The organism is Pseudomonas sp. BJa5, assembly GCF_030272875.2.
Taxonomy (GTDB): Bacteria; Pseudomonadota; Gammaproteobacteria; order Pseudomonadales; family Pseudomonadaceae; genus Aquipseudomonas.
The window spans coordinates 135,856-154,465 of record NZ_JALRNG020000007.1 but is presented as its reverse complement, the minus strand read 5'-3'; the positions used below and the strand labels follow the sequence as shown (position 1 = coordinate 154,465).

Annotated in this window: 14 protein-coding genes and 2 tRNA genes; 5 read left to right on the top strand and 11 right to left on the bottom strand. The window is 62.3% G+C overall.

The window, feature by feature from the left end:
- Nucleotides 1-26: 26 nt before the first annotated feature.
- From acs to M2D63_RS06390, 5 genes are all read left to right on the top strand, one after another.
- Complete coding sequence (gene acs, locus M2D63_RS06410) at nt 27-1,961, top strand: acetate--CoA ligase (protein ID WP_285861984.1); 1,935 nt, start codon at nt 27-29, stop codon at nt 1,959-1,961.
- A 39-nt stretch (nt 1,962-2,000) separates the two neighbouring features.
- Complete coding sequence (locus M2D63_RS06405) at nt 2,001-2,870, top strand: oxygenase MpaB family protein (RefSeq protein WP_285861983.1); 870 nt, start codon at nt 2,001-2,003, stop codon at nt 2,868-2,870.
- A gap of 113 nt (nt 2,871-2,983) precedes the next feature.
- Nucleotides 2,984-4,162 (top strand): acetyl-CoA C-acetyltransferase, encoded by a 1,179-nt coding sequence (locus tag M2D63_RS06400; RefSeq protein WP_285861982.1) that lies wholly within the window; start codon nt 2,984-2,986, stop codon nt 4,160-4,162.
- Nucleotides 4,163-4,241: 79 nt separating this feature from the next.
- Nucleotides 4,242-5,258, top strand: a complete 1,017-nt coding sequence (locus tag M2D63_RS06395; protein ID WP_285861981.1) for a class I SAM-dependent rRNA methyltransferase — start codon at nt 4,242-4,244, stop codon at nt 5,256-5,258.
- Between the two features lie 91 nt (nt 5,259-5,349).
- Nucleotides 5,350-8,280: a DUF748 domain-containing protein gene (locus M2D63_RS06390; RefSeq protein ID WP_285861980.1), complete on the top strand. Its 2,931-nt coding sequence runs from the start codon at nt 5,350-5,352 to the stop codon at nt 8,278-8,280.
- A gap of 157 nt (nt 8,281-8,437) precedes the next feature.
- Here the strand turns inward: M2D63_RS06390 and M2D63_RS06385 are convergent, their stop codons facing one another.
- The 11 genes from M2D63_RS06385 to secG all read right to left on the bottom strand — a co-directional run bounded on the left by M2D63_RS06385 (nt 8,438) and on the right by secG (nt 18,608).
- Nucleotides 8,438-8,788, bottom strand: a complete 351-nt coding sequence (locus M2D63_RS06385) for a BON domain-containing protein (protein WP_285861979.1) — start codon at nt 8,786-8,788, stop codon at nt 8,438-8,440.
- A 259-nt stretch (nt 8,789-9,047) separates the two neighbouring features.
- On the bottom strand, nt 9,048-11,153 hold the full coding sequence (gene pnp, locus M2D63_RS06380; RefSeq protein WP_285861978.1) for a polyribonucleotide nucleotidyltransferase: 2,106 nt from the start codon (nt 11,151-11,153) through the stop codon (nt 9,048-9,050).
- 251 nt (nt 11,154-11,404) lie between these two features.
- Nucleotides 11,405-11,674 carry a 30S ribosomal protein S15 gene (rpsO, locus tag M2D63_RS06375; protein WP_028944521.1) on the bottom strand — a complete coding sequence of 90 codons (270 nt, stop codon included), beginning with the start codon at nt 11,672-11,674 and terminating at the stop codon, nt 11,405-11,407.
- A gap of 153 nt (nt 11,675-11,827) precedes the next feature.
- A complete protein-coding gene (gene truB / locus M2D63_RS06370; RefSeq protein ID WP_285861977.1) occupies nt 11,828-12,745 on the bottom strand; it encodes a tRNA pseudouridine(55) synthase TruB in 918 nt (305 codons plus the stop codon).
- Nucleotides 12,746-12,748: 3 nt separating this feature from the next.
- On the bottom strand, nt 12,749-13,147 hold the full coding sequence (gene rbfA / locus M2D63_RS06365) for a 30S ribosome-binding factor RbfA (protein WP_285861976.1): 399 nt from the start codon (nt 13,145-13,147) through the stop codon (nt 12,749-12,751).
- A 121-nt stretch (nt 13,148-13,268) separates the two neighbouring features.
- Nucleotides 13,269-15,785, bottom strand: coding sequence for a translation initiation factor IF-2 (gene infB / locus M2D63_RS06360; RefSeq protein ID WP_285861975.1), 2,517 nt, complete (start codon nt 15,783-15,785; stop codon nt 13,269-13,271).
- A 27-nt stretch (nt 15,786-15,812) separates the two neighbouring features.
- Nucleotides 15,813-17,294, bottom strand: coding sequence for a transcription termination factor NusA (gene nusA / locus M2D63_RS06355; protein ID WP_285861974.1), 1,482 nt, complete (start codon nt 17,292-17,294; stop codon nt 15,813-15,815).
- A gap of 59 nt (nt 17,295-17,353) precedes the next feature.
- On the bottom strand, nt 17,354-17,812 hold the full coding sequence (gene rimP / locus M2D63_RS06350) for a ribosome maturation factor RimP (RefSeq protein WP_285861996.1): 459 nt from the start codon (nt 17,810-17,812) through the stop codon (nt 17,354-17,356).
- A 129-nt stretch (nt 17,813-17,941) separates the two neighbouring features.
- Nucleotides 17,942-18,018: transfer RNA gene (locus M2D63_RS06345), tRNA-Met, on the bottom strand.
- A gap of 98 nt (nt 18,019-18,116) precedes the next feature.
- Nucleotides 18,117-18,202 (bottom strand) — tRNA-Leu (locus M2D63_RS06340).
- A 19-nt stretch (nt 18,203-18,221) separates the two neighbouring features.
- A complete protein-coding gene (gene secG / locus M2D63_RS06335) occupies nt 18,222-18,608 on the bottom strand; it encodes a preprotein translocase subunit SecG (RefSeq protein ID WP_285861973.1) in 387 nt (128 codons plus the stop codon).
- Nucleotides 18,609-18,610 lie beyond the last annotated feature (2 nt).

Sequence of the window (18,610 nt, the reverse complement as noted above, 5' to 3'; positions counted from 1 at the left end):
TCAACGACGTCAGGATAGGGCCCGCCATGTTCGATATCAGCGACTACCCCCACGCCGATGCCACCTGCAAGGCAGCGCAACTGAGCCAGGCCGACTATGAGCGCCTGTACCACCAGTCGATAGACGACCCCGACGCCTTCTGGACAGAGCAGGCCAAGCGCCTGGACTGGATCAAACCCTTCACCCGCGTGCAGCACAGCGACATGAAAACCGGCGAGGCGCGCTGGTTCGAAGGCGCCCGCCTGAACGTCAGCTACAACTGTATCGACCGCCACCTGGCCAGCCGCGCCGATCAGCCGGCCATCATTCGTGAAGGCGACGACCCCGCCGACGCCGGTGTGATCACCTATCGGGAACTGCACGACAAGGTCTGCCGCCTGGCTAACGTGCTCAAGCAGCGCGGGGTGAAAAAAGGCGACCGGGTCTGCATCTACATGCCGATGATCCCCGAGGCCGCCTACGCCATGCTGGCCTGCAGCCGTATCGGCGCCATCCATTCGGTGGTGTTCGGCGGTTTCTCTCCGGACGCCCTGCGTGACCGCATCCTCGACGCCGACTGCCGCACGGTCATTACCGCGGACGAAGGCGTGCGCGGCGCCAAGACCATCCCCCTGAAAAACAACGTCGACAAGGCCCTGGCCAGTTGTCCGAACGTCAGCAGCGTGGTGGTGATCAAGCGCACCGGCGGTGCCGTCGACTGGAGCCAGGGCCGTGACCTCTGGTACCACGAGGCAATCAACCAGGCCAGCGGCGACTGTCCGCCCGAGCCGATGGACGCCGAGGACCCGCTGTTCATCCTCTACACCTCCGGCAGCACCGGCAAACCCAAGGGGGTGATGCACACCACCGCCGGTTACCTGCTGCAGGCCACCCTGACCTTCAAGACCGTGTTCGACTACCGTGACGGCGAAGTGTTCTGGTGCACGGCCGATGTCGGCTGGGTGACCGGACACAGCTACATCGTCTACGGGCCGCTGGCCAATGGTGCGATCACCCTGATGTTCGAAGGCGTGCCCAACTACCCCGACACCTCGCGGTTCTGGCAAGTGGTCGACAAGCACCAGGTGAACATCTTCTACACCGCGCCCACCGCCCTGCGGGCCTTGATGCGCGAAGGTGCAGGCCCGCTGCAGAACACCTCGCGCAAGAGCCTGCGCCTGCTCGGCAGCGTCGGCGAGCCGATCAACCCGGAAGCCTGGGAGTGGTACTTCGAAGCCGTGGGCGAGAAGCGCTGCCCCATCGTCGACACCTGGTGGCAGACCGAGACCGGCGGCATCATGATCAGCCCGCTGGTGGGCACCCGGCGCATCAAGCCCGGCTGCGCGACGCAACCGATGTTCGGCGTGCAACCGGTATTGCTGGACGACAAAGGCAAGCTGATCGAAGGCCCCGGCAGCGGAATGCTGGCCATCAAGGCCAGTTGGCCCGGGCAGATCCGCAGCGTGTACGGCGACCACCAGCGGATGATCGACACCTACTTCAAACCGCTGCCCGGTTACTATTTCACCGGCGACGGTGCCCGCCGCGATGCCGACGGCGACCTGTGGATAACCGGGCGCATCGATGATGTGATCAACGTCTCCGGGCACCGTATCGGCACCGCCGAAGTCGAGAGCGCACTGGTGCTGCACGATGACATCGCCGAAGCGGCCGTAGTCGGGTACCCTCACGACCTCAAGGGCCAGGGCATCTATGCCTTCGTCACGCCCATGAACGGCGTCACCCCGGATGACAGGCTCAGGCAGGAACTGCTGGCCCTGGTCAGCAAGGAAATCGGCAGCTTCGCCAAACCCGAACTGATCCAGTGGGCCCCGGCCCTGCCCAAGACCCGCTCCGGCAAGATCATGCGCCGCATCCTGCGCAAGATCGCCTGCAATGAGCTCGACAACCTGGGCGACACCTCGACCCTGGCCGACCCCAGTGTGGTCCAGGGGCTGATCGACAAACGTCTCAACCAGTAAGCGGCAGCCTTGCTCCGGCTGCCGCGCGACAAGGTAGCCATGGAAGCGATTCGCCGCCGTATCGAAACCCAGGTGATGAGCCTCACCGGCTTGTCCCTGGGCCAGCTGGACCTGGAAAACCCCAAGGGCGATCCCGGGCTGTTCGGCCCGGACAGCATCAGCTGGCGTGTGCACGGGGATTTCCCCAGCATGCTGGTCGGCGGTATCAGTGCCCTGCTCCTGCAACTGCTGCACCCACTGGCGCTGTCCGGGGTCTGGGACCATTCCAACTTTCGCCAGGACCTGCTCGGGCGCCTGCGCCGCACCAGCCAGTTCATTTCCGGCACCACCTTCGGTGCCACCGCCGATGCCCAATGGCTGATCGACAAGGTGCGCACCATTCACCTGCAGGTGGTGGGCACCGCCGCCGACGGTCGTCCCTACGCCGCCAGCGATCCCGACCTGCTGACCTGGGTGCATGTGGCGGAAGTCAGCAGTTTCCTCGCGGCCCATCTGCGCTACCGCAACCCGGGCATGCCGGTTGCCGAGCAGGATGCCTACTACGATGAAATCGCCCTGATTGCCGACCGCCTGGGCGCCCGCAACGTACCCCGCTCGCGCCAGCAGATCAGCGACTATCTGCACGCCATGCGCCCACAGCTGCGGTGTGACGAGCGCAGCCATGAGGTGGTGCAGGTGCTGCTCGCTGCACCTGCCCCCAGTCGCCTGGCCCAACCCGTGGCAGCCTTGATGCTGCGCGCGGGCATCGATCTGCTGCCGGACTGGGCCTGCGCCCTGCTCGACCTCTGCCAGCACCCTCTGCAGCGCCGCTTGATCCGCCTGGGCATCAACAGCACCGCCCCGGTGCTGCGCTGGGCCATGCGCGACGGTTCGGCGCAGCGAGCGCGACGGCGCATGGGCATCGGCTGATCCGTGCGCCAATGGCGGGCGGCCGATCATCTATGCCACCATGGGTGTCTAGCCAGGCCCCCGGGGCCTGTACCGTTCTGACGCCAAATCCAATAAGAGTGAGGACCCGCGCCATGCAAGATGTCGTAATCGTTGCCGCCACCCGTACCGCCATCGGTAGCTACCAGGGGGCACTGGCCAATATTCCCGCCGTCGATCTGGGCGCCGCCGTGATTCGCCAACTGTTGACCCAGACCGGTGTGGCCGGCGAGCTGGTCGATGAAGTCATCCTTGGCCAGGTGCTGACCGCCGGCGCCGGGCAAAACCCTGCGCGCCAGGCCGCGATCAAGGCCGGCCTGCCCCACGCCGTGCCGGCCATGACCCTGAACAAGGTCTGCGGCTCCGGCCTCAAGGCCCTGCACCTGGCCACCCAGGCCATCCGCTGCGGCGACGCCGAGGTGATCATTGCCGGCGGCCAGGAGAACATGAGCCTGGCCAACTACGTGATGCCGGGCGCGCGCACCGGTTTGCGCATGGGCCACAGCACCCTGGTCGACAGCATGATCAGCGACGGCCTGTGGGACGCCTTCAACGACTACCACATGGGTATCACCGCCGAGAACCTGGTGGAAAAGTACGGCATCAGCCGTGAAGACCAGGACGCCTTCGCCGCCGCCTCCCAGCAGAAAGCCGCCGCGGCCATCGAAAGCGGGCGCTTCGTCGATGAAATCACCCCGATCCTGATCCCCCAGCGCAAGGGCGATCCGCTGGCCTTCAGCACCGACGAACAACCACGCGCCGGTACCACTGCCGAATCCCTGGGCAAGCTCAAGGCGGCCTTCAAGAAGGACGGCTCCGTCACGGCCGGTAACGCCTCGTCGCTGAACGACGGCGCCGCCGCCGTGATGCTGATGAGCGCCGCCAAGGCCCAGCAACTGGGCCTGCCGGTGCTGGCACGGATCAAGGCCTACGCCAACGCCGGCGTGGACCCGGCGATCATGGGCATCGGCCCGGTCAGTGCCACCCGCCGCTGCCTGGACAAGGCCGGCTGGCAACTGGCCGACCTGGACCTGATCGAAGCCAACGAAGCCTTTGCCGCCCAGGCGCTGTCGGTGGGCAAGGAGCTGGGCTGGGACGCCGCCAAGGTCAACGTCAACGGCGGCGCGATTGCCCTGGGCCACCCGATCGGTGCTTCGGGTTGCCGGGTGCTGGTCACCCTGCTGCATGAAATGATCAAGCGCGATGCCAGGAAAGGCCTGGCCACCCTGTGCATCGGTGGCGGTCAGGGCGTGGCCCTGGCCATCGAGCGCTGATCGCGCCGGGAGGGGCCGCAATGGCCCCTCCCCTGGCATCTGCTGGTAAACTGCACGTCCGCAAACCAAGGCCACGTGCATGTCCCTCTTGAATCAGGCGCTGCGCGCCGCCCTCGACGCCCGCCAGGGCCTTCTCAACGAACTGCATGCCCAGGGCACCGATTGCTATCGGCTGTTCCATGGCAGCCAGGAAGGCGCCGGCGGCCTGACCATCGACCGCTACGGCCCGCAATTGCTGGTGCAGAGCTTCCATCAGGCGCTCGACCGCGACACCCTGCTGGCCCTGCATGCCTGCATCGAAGCCGAGCTCGGCCTTGAGCTGCTGCTGGTCTACAACGACCGTTCCCAGGGCAACAGCCGTATCGACCGCCGTGACCCGGTCTATACCGCCAGCGAAGCGGCCCTGGCCGACCATGTCGGTCACGAGTGGGGCCTGAACTACCGGGTGCGCGGCCGCCACGCCGGTCAAGACCCGCTGCTGTTCCTCGACCTGCGCAACGCCCGTGGCTGGGTCAAGCAGCACAGTGCCGGCAAGCGTGTGCTGAACCTGTTCGCCTACACCTGCGGGGTCGGCCTGAGCGCCGCTGCGGGGGGCGCCAAGGAGGTCTGCAACCTCGATTTTGCCGAGGGCAACCTGGCGGTGGGCAAGGAAAATGGCGCGCTGAACCCGCAGCTCAAGCCCATGGAGTTCATCCAGTCCGACTATTTCCCGGCGATCCGCCAACTGGCCGGCCTGCCCGTCAGCCAGCGCCGCGGGCACAAGTTGCCGCCTTACCCGCGCCTGCAGCCACGCCAGTTCGACCTGGTGTTGCTCGACCCGCCGGCCTGGGCCAAGAGCGCCTTCGGCACCGTCGACCTGCTGCGCGACTACCAGAGCCTGCTCAAGCCGGCACTGCTGAGCACGGCCGAGGATGGTGTGCTGATCTGCTGTAACAACCTGGCCAAGGTCAGCCTCGACGACTGGCGCGAGCAGGTGCTGCGCTGCGCCGAGAAAAACGGTCGCCCGGTACGCGACTGGCAGGTGCTGAAACCGGCCAGCGACTTTCCGTCGCAGGACGGTCAGCCACCGCTGAAGACCTTGATTCTTCAGCTCTGACACAATTTTTGGCTATTTCGGGAGGTAGCTTCGGAACCGTTTTTACGTGCCATACTCCAACCACTCCCGTTCGAGACAGATGACGCCACACATGCCCAAAGGATTGAAACGCGCCCTCGGCGCCATGCTGGCCGCCGTGGCCCTGTACAGCTTGCTCGGCTTTCTGATTCTCCCAGGGGTAGCCCTGCGTATCGCCAACCAGCAGTTGGCCAACTACGCCACGGTGCCCGCCCACTTGCAGCGCATCGAGCTCAACCCGTTCAGCCTGGAGCTGACCCTGTGGGGCCTGAAGATCGGCGAGCCGGGCAAGGAACAGGTCGGTTTCGAGCGCCTGTACGCCAACCTCGAACTCGACAGCCTGTGGACCGGCGCCCTGCACCTGGCCGGCGTCGAGCTGGACACGCCGCGTACCGAACTGCTGTTCGCCAAGGATGGCAGCCTGAACCTCACTCAACTGTTCAAGCTGCCGCCCAGCGAAGCCAAGCCTGAAACGCCGCCCAGCGACCCGTTTCCGGTGCGCATCGGCAGCATCAAGCTGCATGAGGGTTACCTGCACTTCCAGGACCTGCGCCCCAGCGAGCCGATCGAGTTCCTCTACGACTCGATGAACCTGGAGCTGAAGAACCTCAGCACCCTGCCCGACGATAGCTCCGACATGACCCTGGTAGCGATCGGCCCGCACGGTGGTCGCATCGACTGGAGCGGCACCTTCAGCCTGGTGCCCCTTGCCTCCGAAGGCACCCTGAAGCTCACCGACGGCAAGATGAAGGCCTTCTGGCCCTATGTCCGCGATGCCGTGCCGCTGGTGCTGGAAGAAGGCGTGGTCAGCCTCGATACCCACTACAAGCTCAACCTGTCCAAGCAAACCGAGCTGCTGCTCGACAACACCTCGGTGAGCATTGCGCCCTTCGCCATCAAGGCGCCGGATGGCCGTCAACTGGCGCGCCTGGCCCGCCTGGATGTCAGCGAGACCTCGGTGGACCTGGCCAAGCAATTGGTCACTGTCGGCAAGATCCGCAGCGAGAAGCTGGAAACCTGGGCCGCCCTGGAGTCCGATGGCCAGCTCGACTGGCAGAAGCTGTTCGCCAGCCAGCCGGCCAAGGCCACGCCCAAGGAAAAAGCCGAGCCTGCCGCCGCCGAAGAGAAGCCAGCCAGCGACGCGCCGGACAAACCCTGGCAGGTGCTGCTCAAGGACGTGCAACTGCGCAATTACCTGGTGCACCTGGCCGACCGCTCGCAGAAAGAGCCGGTGGCGCTGGATGTCGGCCCGTTGAACCTCGACCTGCAGAACTTCGACAGCCTCAACCAGTCGCCCTTCACCCTCAAGCTCGATACCGGCGTGGGCAAGCAAGGCAAGCTGCAGGCCGCCGGTGAGGTCAACCTCGCACCGGTGACCGCCAAACTCAAGGTCAGCACCCAGGACATCGACCTGCGCGTGGCCCAGGCCTACATCAGCCCCTTCATCCGCCTGGAACTGCGCAGCGGCATGCTCGGCAGCGACCTCAATGTCGATCTCAAGAGCACCGCGCCGCTGGCCTTCAGCATCGACGGCAAGGCCCAGGTCAACCAGTTGCACACCCTGGACACCATCAAGGACCGCGACTTCGTCAAATGGCAGCAGCTGAACCTGGACGGCCTCTCCTATCGTCATGGCGATGCCCTGAGCATTGGCAAGGTCAGCTTCAAACAACCCTATGCGCGCTTCATGATCAACGAAGACCGCACCACCAACATCGATGACCTGCTGATCCCGCAGCCCGCCACTGCGCAGGCCCAGGCCAAGGGCAGTGCCAAGCCCGCGGCCGGCAGCAGCAAGCCGCTGGGCATTCGCATCGGCGCCATCGATATCGACGACGGCTCGGCCAACTTCGCCGACTTCAGCCTGACCCCCAACTTCGCCACCGCCATCCAGCAGCTCAACGGCCAGATCGGCACCATCGACAATCGCCAGCCCAAACCGGCCAAGGTCGATATCAAGGGCAAGGTTGATCGCTATGCGCCCGTGACCATCAAGGGCGCGCTGAACCCCTTCGACCCGATGGCCAGCCTGGACATCGCCACCAGCTTCAAACGCGTCGAGCTGACCACCCTGACGCCTTACTCGGGCAAATTTGCGGGCTTCCGCATCCGCAAGGGCCGGCTGAACATCGACCTGCACTACGTCATCACCCAGGGCCGCCTGAAGGCCGAGAACAAGGTGGTGGTCGAGCAGCTGCAGCTGGGTGAGAAAGTCGACAGCCCCGATGCGGTCGACCTGCCGATCCGCCTGGCGGTGGCGCTGCTCAAGGATACCGAGGGCAAGATTTCCATCGAGTTGCCGGTCTCTGGCGACCTCAACGACCCTCAGTTCAGCGTCATGCCGATCGTCTGGCAAACCCTGCGCAACCTGGTGCTGCGTGCGGCCCAGGCACCGTTCAAGTTCATTGGCGGCCTGGTCAGCGGCGGCGACGCCCAGGACCTGGGCAGTGTCGCCTTCGCCCCCGGCTCCAGCGACCTGGCTCCCGATGCCCAGGGCGCCCTGGACAAACTCGCCGCCGCGCTCAGGGAACGCCCGGCCCTGCGCCTGGAAATCGAAGGCACCAGCGCCCAGAGCAGTGACGGTCCGTTGATTGCCCAGCAGCGTCTGGAGCGCGAATACCAGAGCACCTACTACAAGATCCTGCAGCGCCGCGGCGACAAGGTCCCGGCACAAGCTTCGGACCTTAAAGTGCCCGACGGCGACAAGCCTTCGATGCTCGAAGGCATCTACCGCACCCGCCTCAAGCAGCAGCCACCGGCCGAATGGGAGCAGTTGGACCGCGAACAGCGCACCACCCAGCTGCGCGAGGCGGTACTCAAGTCCTGGGGTGAAAGCGCCGTTCTGCTGCGCCAGCTGGGCCAGGCACGGGCCAGCAGCATCAAGGACTACCTGGTCGACAAGGCCAAGCTGGAAGATGACCGGGTGTACTTCATCGATGCCAACCTGGGGCAGGCCGAGCCTGATGGCCGGGTGATCACCCCGCTGCACCTGGATGCGGAGTAACAAAGAGCGAACTCAAATCCTGTAGGAGCGGGCTTGCCCCGCGATGCGATGTGACTGATGACACGCGATCGCGGGGCAAGCCCGCTCCTACCGAGCCTCGCGACAGCGGCTACAAAGCAAAACCCCGGCACTAGTGCCGGGGCTTCAGGGTTTGTGCTTATTCGGCTTTCAGGCCATCAGCCGACACAGCCTTAACACCTTTGATCTTCTTGGTGATCGCCACCGCCATCTCTTTCTGCGACTCGGTCACCGCCCTGGTGGACGACAGGGAAACCACGCCTTTGTTGGTCTCAACCTCGATGTCAGTGCCCGGAATACCTTTCTCGGTCATCAGGTCTGCCTTGACCTTGGTAGTGATCCAGGTATCGGAGGTCGCTTCTTTTGCCTCGGTCATTTCACCGGCCGCGAGGGTCAGTGGGGCCTGGACAGGCTGTTGGGCGAATGCCGCGTGGGCCAGGGTCAGGCTCAAGGCGGTGGCAGTTGCGGCAGCAATAGCGAACTTCTTCATACGAGACACTCCTGTTTTTCGAAAAGTCTGCGCCTTCAGTCCTGGCAGCAGGGGTATAGAAACTGTAGCAGGGCCTGTGCCAGCTTCACTCCTACCATAAACCTCTTACAAATCAATAAGTTAAGTTGAAACCTAAAATCCTGGGTCATGCATTTTGCAATGCCCGGGCAAAATTCTGCATGCAAGTTGCAAGTCCCCAGGGCCTTTTGCGCAGGCATAAAAAAAGGACCCCGAAGGGTCCTTTTTCAACGCGTCGCGCTTAAACGCCGGATGCCTTGGCGGCAGCCACGTCCTTGATCGACAGCTTGATACGGCCGCGGTTGTCCACGTCCAGTACCAGTACTTCGACTTCCTGACCTTCCTTGAGGATGTCGGTGACTTTCTCGACGCGAGCATCGCTCAGCATGGAGATGTGCACCAGACCGTCCTTGCCCGGCAGGATGTTGACGAAGGCACCGAAGTCAACGATGCGCTCGACCTTGCCGACGTAGATCTTGCCGATCTCGGCTTCTGCAGTGATGCTCAGGACGCGCTGGCGAGCAGCTTCAGCGGCGTCTTTGGTCTCACCGAAGATCTTGATCGAGCCGTCGTCTTCGATATCGATCGAAGCCTTGGTCTCTTCGCAGATGGCACGAATGGTCGCGCCGCCTTTACCGATGACGTCACGGATCTTGTCGGTGTCGATCTTCATGGCGATCATGGTCGGAGCGTTTTCCGACAGCTCGCTACGGGACTGACCGATGATCTGGTTCATCTGACCGAGGATGTTCAGGCGCGCTTCCAGGGCCTGGCCCAGGGCGATTTCCATGATCTCTTCGGTGATGCCGTTGATCTTGATGTCCATCTGCAGCGCGGTAACGCCTTTGGCGGTACCGGCAACCTTGAAGTCCATGTCGCCCAGGTGGTCTTCGTCACCGAGGATGTCGGTCAGGATGGCGAACTTCTCGCCTTCTTTGACCAGACCCATGGCAATACCGGCAACCGGCGCCTTCATCGGTACACCGGCGTCCATCAGGGCCAGGGAAGCACCGCAGACCGAAGCCATGGAGCTGGAGCCGTTGGACTCGGTGATTTCCGATACCACGCGGATGGTGTACGGGAACACGTCAGCGGCTGGCAGCATGGCCTGGACCGAGCGACGGGCCAGACGACCGTGACCGATTTCGCGACGGCCAGCACCGCCCATGCGACCACACTCGCCCACCGAGAACGGCGGGAAGTTGTAGTGCAGCATGAAGGGGTCTTTCTTCTCGCCTTCGAGGGTGTCGAGCAGCTGGGCGTCACGGGCAGTACCCAGGGTCGCAACGACCAGGGCCTGGGTTTCGCCACGGGTGAACAGCGCCGAACCGTGGGTCTTGGGCAGCACGCCGACTTCGATGTTCAGCGGACGTACGGTCTTGGTGTCGCGACCGTCGATACGTGGCTTGCCGTTGACGATGTTTTCGCGAACGGTGCGGTATTCGATTTCGCCGAAGATGTCTTTGACTTCGCCAGCCGATGGCTGGCCTTCTTCGCCGGAGAACTTGGCGACGGCCTGGTCACGCAGCTCACCCAGGCGCGCATAGCGGTCGGCCTTGACGGTGATGGTGTAGCCCTGGGAAACGGCTTCGCCGAACTCGGCGCGGATGGCGTCGAACAGTGCGGTGTTGGCAGCGGCTGGTTTCCAGTCCCAGGTTGGCTTGCCAGCTTCGGCAGCCAGCTCTTTGACCGCCTGAATAACCGCCTGGAATTCGTCGTGGGCGAACAGGACAGCGCCCAGCATCTGGTCTTCGGTCAGCTCTTTGGCTTCCGATTCAACCATCAGAACGGCGTCGGAGGTACCGGCAACGACCATGTCCAGGCTCGAGGCAGCCAGTTGCTCGTAGGTCGGGTTCAGCAGGTAGCCGGTGCTTTCGTGGAAAGCAACACGGGCGGCGCCGATCGGGCCTTCGAACGGAATGCCGGAGATGGCCAGGGCAGCCGAGGTACCGATCATCGCAGCGATGTCCGGATCGGTCTTCTTGCTGGTGGAAACGACGGTGCAGACAACCTGCACTTCGTTCATGAAGCCTTCAGGGAACAGCGGACGGATCGGGCGGTCGATCAGGCGCGAGGTCAGGGTTTCTTTCTCGGAAGGACGGCCTTCACGCTTGAAGAAACCACCAGGGATCTTGCCGGCGGCGTAGGTCTTTTCCTGATAGTGAACGGACAGGGGGAAGAAGCCTTTGCCTGGATCAGCCTGCTTGGCACCGACCACGGTCACCAGTACGGTGACATCGTTGTCGACGGTGACCAGCACGGCGCCGGACGCTTGGCGGGCAATACGGCCCGTCTCGAGGGTAACGGTCGATTGACCGAACTGGAACTTCTTGATTACCGGGTTCACGGTTTCCTACCTTTTTTCAGTGGCTCTGGGGGAACTGGTTCTTGCGAATTCTTGGGCAGAACGGGGAATCGGCCCCATTGACCGTCCAGATAAAACTAGAGGTTGGGAGCCTGCCCTGCCCTTGCGGTAAACCGCTCAGGCGAGACAGACAGCCAACCTCATAGATACGCGCGGCGTGTTCATCGCTTCCGACGCCAGGCATCGAAAGCGAAGAATGCAACACGCCGTGCACACCACTGGCCAGGACGCTATTAGCGACGCAGACCCAGACGACCGATCAGGGCGCTGTAACGAGTGGTGTCTTTGCCTTTCAGGTAGTCCAGCAGCTTACGACGCTGGTTTACCATACGGATCAGGCCACGACGGGAGTGGTGGTCTTTACCGTTGGCCTTGAAGTGGCCTTGCAGTTTGTTGATGTTGGCGGTCAGCAGTGCAACTTGCACTTCCGGGCTACCGGTGTCACCAGCAGCTTGCTGGAATTCGCCAACGATCTTTGCTTTTTCTTCAACGCTGAGTGCCATCTGGCTTCTCCAAATCAAGGGAAACCGAACAAACGGTTTCCAATAGGCCAGGGACAGATCCCTGTATTCATAAAGTGAGGGCTGACCGTGCCTACTAACAGCCATCCTCTTTGCCGCCAGTGCCAGGCCTGGGCCTGACACCGAAGGTTTCGATCATTCCGACCGAATCAGTCGACGCGGCGCAATGCGCCCGTCTTCGCTCACTTCACCGATACCGATGAAGCGACCGTTGTGATCCTGTACCCGCACCATGCCGAACTTCGGCGCGTCGGGGGCCCTTACCGGCTGGCCGTGCAGCCAGTAGAAAGCGCTGTGCTCGGAGAACTGCAGCAGAGGCCAGTCCTGCAGACCGCTGTCGGACGGCATCAGGAAGCGATCGACCGCTTCGTTGCCACCCTCGGCGTGGACCTGCTCGAGTTCCTCGAGGGTCACGGTCTGGGCCAGCTCGAAGGGACCGGCGTGGGTCCGGCGCAGTTCGGCGACATATGCACCACAGCCCAGCAGCTCGCCGATATCCTCGACCAGGGTGCGGATGTAGGTGCCTTTGCTGCAACCGACCGACAGGCGGACCCGGGTGCCTTCGCACTCGAGCAACTCCAAGCGGTTAATAGTAACAGAACGCGCCTCGCGCTCCACTACTTCCCCTGCACGTGCCAGCTTGTACAACGGCTGGCCATCGCGCTTGAGGGCCGAGTACATCGGTGGTATCTGACTGATTTCACCACGAAATTGTGGCAGGACCGCTTCAATTTCGGCGCGACCAACGGTCACTTCGCGAGACTTCAGCACTTCACCTTCGGCGTCGCCGGTGGTGGTGGTCTGCCCCAGTTGCATGACGGTCTCGTAGCCCTTGTCGGAATCGAGCAGGTACTGGGAGAACTTGGTGGCCTCGCCGAAGCACAGTGGCAGTACGCCGCTGGCCAGTGGGTCGAGGCTGCCGGTGTGCCCGGCCTTCTCGGCGTTGAGCAGCCAGCGGACCTTCTGCAGGGCCGCGTTGGAGGTGAACCCCAGCGGCTTGTCGAGCAGGATGATGCCGCTGACGTTGCGACGGATACGTTTGACCTGGGCCACCGCTTACTCCTTGGTGTCCGGGGTATCGGCCGGCTGGTGCTGGCTGTCTTCGGCCACGGCGCGCTCGATCAGGGCCGACAGGTGAGCACCACGGGTGACGCTCTCGTCGTAGTGGAAATGCAGTTGCGGCACGCTGCGCAGTTTCATTTCCTTGCCCAGCTGCATGCGCAGGAAGCCTGCGGCGCTGTTGAGCACTTTCAGGCTCTGCTTGATGTCTTCGCTGCTGTCCTGGCCCATCACGGTGATGTAGACCTTGGCGTGGCCGACATCGCGGCTGACGTCAACGGCAGTGATGGTCACAAGGCCCACGCGTGGGTCCTTGACTTCGCGACGGATCAGCTGGGCCAGCTCGCGCTGCATCTGATCGCCAATGCGTTGGGTACGGCTATATTCTTTTGCCATTTTTGCTACCTGTAACTAAAGCGGCAAACGCCCGACCAGGCTTGAGCCTGACCGGGCGTTGCGTTCAGGGTCGCTGGCGACCGCCTTGCGGCGGGCGTTTCGCGCCTCCCATGCTCGATGCTTAGAGCGTACGAGCCACTTGGACTTTCTCGAAGACTTCGATCTTGTCGCCGACCTTGACGTCGTTGTAGCTCTTCACGCCGATACCGCACTCCATGCCGTTACGCACTTCGGAGGCATCGTCCTTGAAGCGGCGCAGCGATTCCAGCTCGCCTTCGAAGATCACCACGTCCTCGCGCAGTACGCGGATCGGACGGTTGCGGTACACGGTACCCTCGATGACCATACAGCCGGCGATAGCACCGAACTTCGGCGAACGGAACACATCACGCACTTCGGCGACGCCCAGGATGTTCTCGCGAACATCGCTGCCGAGCATGCCGGTCAGGGCTTTCTTGACGTCTTCAATGATGTCGTAGATCACGTTGTAGTAACGCATATCCAGACCTTCCTGCTCGACGATCTTGCGCGCGCCGGCATCGGCACGCACGTTGAAGCCGAACAGTACTGCATTGGAGGCCAGCGCCAGGTTGGCGTCGCTCTCGGTGATACCACCGACGCCGCCACCGATCACGCGAACCTGTACTTCGTCGTTGCCCAGGCTGCCCAGGGAGCCCTGCAAGGCCTCGAGGGAACCACGCACATCGGTCTTGAGGACGATGTTGAGGGTCTTCTTCTCTTCCTGGCCCATGCTCTCGAAGATGTTCTCGAGCTTGCCGGCATGTGCACGAGCCAGTTTGACTTCACGGAACTTGCCTTGGCGGAACAGCGCAACTTCACGGGCTTTCTTCTCGTCAGCCACTACCGACAGCTCGTCACCGGCGTCGGGGGTGCCGTCCAGGCCGAGGATCTCGACCGGGATCGACGGACCGGCTTCCTTAACAGGCTTGCCGTTTTCGTCGAGCATGGCACGTACACGGCCGTAGTTCGAACCGCACAGGACCATGTCGCCCTGACGCAGGGTACCGTCCTGGACCAGCACGGTGGCTACCGGGCCACGGCCCTTGTCCAGACGCGACTCGACCACTACGCCACGGCCTGGGGCCGATGGAGTGGCCTTGAGCTCGAGGATCTCGGCCTGCAGCAGAACCGCTTCGAGCAGTTCGTCGACGCCGGTACCCATCTTCGCCGATACCTTGACGAATGGCGTGTCTCCACCCCAGTCCTCGGAAGTGACGCCTTCGACGGACAGCTCGTTACGGATGCGATCGATATCAGCGCCTGGCTTGTCGATCTTGTTCACCGCGACAACCAGTGGAACGCCGGCAGCCTTGGCATGCTGGACCGCTTCACGGGTTTGTGGCATCACGCCGTCGTCCGCCGCGACCACCAGGATCACGATGTCGGTGGCCTTGGCACCACGGGCACGCATGGCGGTAAACGCGGCGTGGCCAGGGGTGTCGAGGAAGGTGACCATGCCGCGGTCGGTTTCCACGTGGTAGGCACCGATGTGCTGGGTAATACCACCGGCTTCGCCAGCGGCAACCTTGGCACGACGGATGTAGTCGAGCAGCGAGGTCTTACCGTGGTCAACGTGGCCCATTACGGTCACGACCGGCGCACGGGTCTCGGTCTCGCCTTCAAACTTCAGCGATTCGGCCAGGGAGTCTTCCAGGGCGGTGTCGCTGATCAGGGTGACCTTGTGGCCCAGCTCTTCGGCGACCAGCTGAGCGGTCTCCTGGTCGAGCACCTGGTTGATGGTCACCGGAGTGCCCAGCTTGAACATGAACTTGACGACTTCAGCCGCCTTGACCGACATCTGGTTGGCCAGGTCGGAAACGGTGATGGTCTCGCCGATCTGCACGTCGCGGATAACCGGACCGGTCGGGTTCTGGAAACCATGGACGTTGCGCTTCTTCGGCTTGCCCTTGCCACGACCGCCACGACGGAAGCCATCGCTTTCCTCGTCGGTGGTACGTGGAGCGGCACGCGGGGTCGGCGCCTTTTCCTTTTCCTTGACCTTGACCGACACGCGCGGCGCTTCGTTGCGGCGCTCGCCGCCACGACGCTCTTCGTCACGCGCCTTGTCGTTGCGACGCACGTCGTCCTTCTTGCGCTCGGCAACCGGTGCCGGGGCGGCGTCGGCCACCTCGATCACTGGCGCAGGCGCAGGCGCTGCCGGAGCGGCAGGCGCAGGTGCGGCAGCGGCTGCAGGTGCAGCGGCTGGCTGGCGACGGGCTTCTTCCTCGGCACGCTGACGTGCTTCGGCCTCGGCCTTTTCACGCACAGCGTTTTCCGCTGCACGGCGCTCTTCCAGCTCGCGCTTCTGCTCGGCCTGGATTTCTTCCGGGCTGCGCTGAACGAATACTTTCTTCTTGCGTACTTCTACGCTGATGCTCTTGCTGCCGGCGACACGCAGGGTGCTGGTGGTCTTGCGCTGCAAGGTAATCTTGCGCGGTTCTTCCACCTTAGCCTTGTGGCTGCTCTTCAAATGAGCCAGCAACGCCTGCTTCTCATTGTCGGTCACTACCTGACCGGCGTCGGTGTGCGGCAGACCTGCCTCACGCATCTGCTGCAGCAGGCGCTCTACCGGTGCAGCGACCTCTTGGGCCAATTCTTTCACCGTGACTTGCGTCATGCACTTCTCTCCTCAGGCCGCGCCTAATTACTCGAACCAGTGGGCTCGGGCGGCCATGATCAACTTGCCGGCACGCTCTTCGTCGATGCCGTCGATGTCGAGCAGGTCGTCAATCGACTGCTCGGCCAGGTCTTCGCGGGTAACTACGCCGCGCACCGCCAGTTCCATCGCCAGATCCTTGTCCATACCCTCGAGCGAGAGCAGGTCTTCGGCCGGATGGGCGTCTGCCAGCTTTTCCTCAGTAGCGATGGCTTTGGTCAACAGGCGATCCTTGGCACGAGCACGAAGCTCGTTGACGATGTCTTCGTCAAAGCCGTCGATGTTGAGCATCTCTTCCAGCGGTACGTAGGCAATCTCTTCCAGGCTGGTGAAGCCTTCATCGACCAGCACCTGAGCCAGCTCTTCGTCGACTTCCAGCTCGTCGATGAAGTTGCGCAGGATGTCACCGGTTTCAGCTTGCTGCTTGGCCTGGATGTCCGATTCGGTCATCACGTTCAGGGTCCAGCCGGTCAACTGGCTGGCCAGGCGCACGTTCTGGCCGCCACGGCCGATCGCCTGGGCCAGGTTGTCGGCGCCGACGGCGATATCCATGGCATGGGCGTCTTCATCAACGATGATCGCCGCGACTTCAGCCGGCGACATGGCGTTGATGACGAACTGCGCCGGGTTGTCGTCCCACAGGACGATATCCACACGCTCGCCACCCAGTTCACCCGATACGGCCTGGACACGCGAACCGCGCATGCCGATGCAGGCGCCTTGTGGATCGATGCGCTTGTCCTTGGAACGTACGGCGATTTTGGCGCGCGAACCCGGATCACGGGACGCGGCCATCACTTCGATCAGGCCCTCGGCGATTTCCGGCACTTCGATACGGAACAGTTCGATCAGCATCTGTGGTGCGGTACGCGACAGGATCAGCTGCGGGCCACGGTTCTCGGTACGGATTTCCTTGAGCAGGGCACGCAGGCGCACACCGACGCGGAAAGTCTCGCGGGAGATGATGTCTTCGCGGGCCAGCAGCGCTTCGGCGTTGTTGCCCAGGTCGACGATGACGTTGTCACGGGTGACCTTCTTGACGGTACCGGAGATGATCTCGCCCAGACGCTCGCGATAGGCGTCCACCACTTGGGCGCGCTCGGCTTCACGGACCTTCTGGACGATGACCTGCTTGGCGGTCTGCGCGGCGATGCGGCCGAACTCGATCGATTCGATCTTCTCTTCGATGACGTCGCCGACCTTGGCATCAGGATGGGTGTCCTGGATCTTGGCCAGCCAGGTTTCGATTGCCGGATCGTCCAGATCCGCTTCGTCGACGACCGTCCAGCGACGGAAGGTTTCGTAGCTACCGGTGTGGCGGTTGATTTCCACACGCAGGTCGACTTCGTCGTCAAAACGTTTTTTGGTTGCAGTGGCCAGTGCCACTTCCAGCGCTTCAAAAATCACGCCGGCCGGTACACCCTTTTCGTTGGATACCGATTCAACAACCAGCAGTACTTCTTTGCTCATCGTACGCCTCGCCTTTCGCAAGCCATTGGATCCGCGCGGTCCGCCGGACCCGGCACGTCTCAGTCAAAACTGGGAATAATGTTGGCCTTGTCGATCGAATCGATCGGCAACAGGAACTCGTGGTTGTCGACCTGGACAATCACGTCCTGCTCCTCCACACCGCGGAGAAGGCCTTGAAAGTTACGACGACCTTCAAAGGGCGTACGCAGCTTGATCTTCACTTGTTCGCCGGCATGCGAAGCAAACTGTTCCAAAGTGAACAGTGGGCGATCCATGCCAGGAGAGGACACTTCAAGGGTGTACTCGGAACTGATCGGATCTTCGACATCGAGGACCGCACTGGCCTGGTGACTGACGATTGCGCAGTCATCAACCAGGATGCCATCTTCTTTATCGATGTAGATTCGCAGTACCGAATGCTTGCCCTGAGAGATGAATTCGATCCCCCAGCATTGATAGCCAAGAGCCTCGACCACCGGGGCCAACAAGGCCTGCAACTGTTCTAGCTTGCTCGACACCTGAACCCCCTCGTGCATGCTGTGCAAATAAAAAATGGGCAAAGCGCCCATCCCTGATACGTCGTTGAATACCGACGCTATGACTGTTCAGCCAAGAAAAAGCCCCTGCAAAAGGGGCTCCGCTGAAACTGGTTGCGGGGGCTGGATTTGAACCAACGACCTTCGGGTTATGAGCCCGACGAGCTACCAGACTGCTCCACCCCGCGACAAAGCTGGGGCGAAAGTATACGACCGAACCCCAAGAGGGGTCAATCTAACCTCCACCTACAAGAAAGCCCGCTGTAGCGGGCTGTCTTGTTTCAATTGGTACCGAGAAGGGGACTCGAACCCCTACACCCTATGGGCACAACCACCTCAAGGTTGCGTGTCTACCAATTCCACCACCTCGGCAATACTACTTTGAAACCCGTTACTTCTGCTCTTGAGCGGGAGGAACATCGCCAGTCTTAGTGGCTTCGCTCTTCTGCTCCTGGAGCACCGGTACATCATCTGTTGCCGGTTTTTGCTGCTTCACTTCCAGTACTGCTGGATCTGGCAACCCTACTTGAGTCAGCTCGTGAGCTTTCTCCTTAGCAAAGTATCCTAACCCAAGAGCAGTTAAGAAGAAAGAGGCAGCTAGTATAGCAGTAAACTTACTCAGAAAGGTAGCAGAACCTTGGCTTCCGAACACAGTATTTGAAGCACCTGCGCCGAAAGATGCACCCGCTTCCGCACCTTTACCCTGTTGCAGCAACACCAGCACTACCAAACCCAGTGCGCCCAACAGATGAAACACAACAATCACTGTTTCCAGCATTT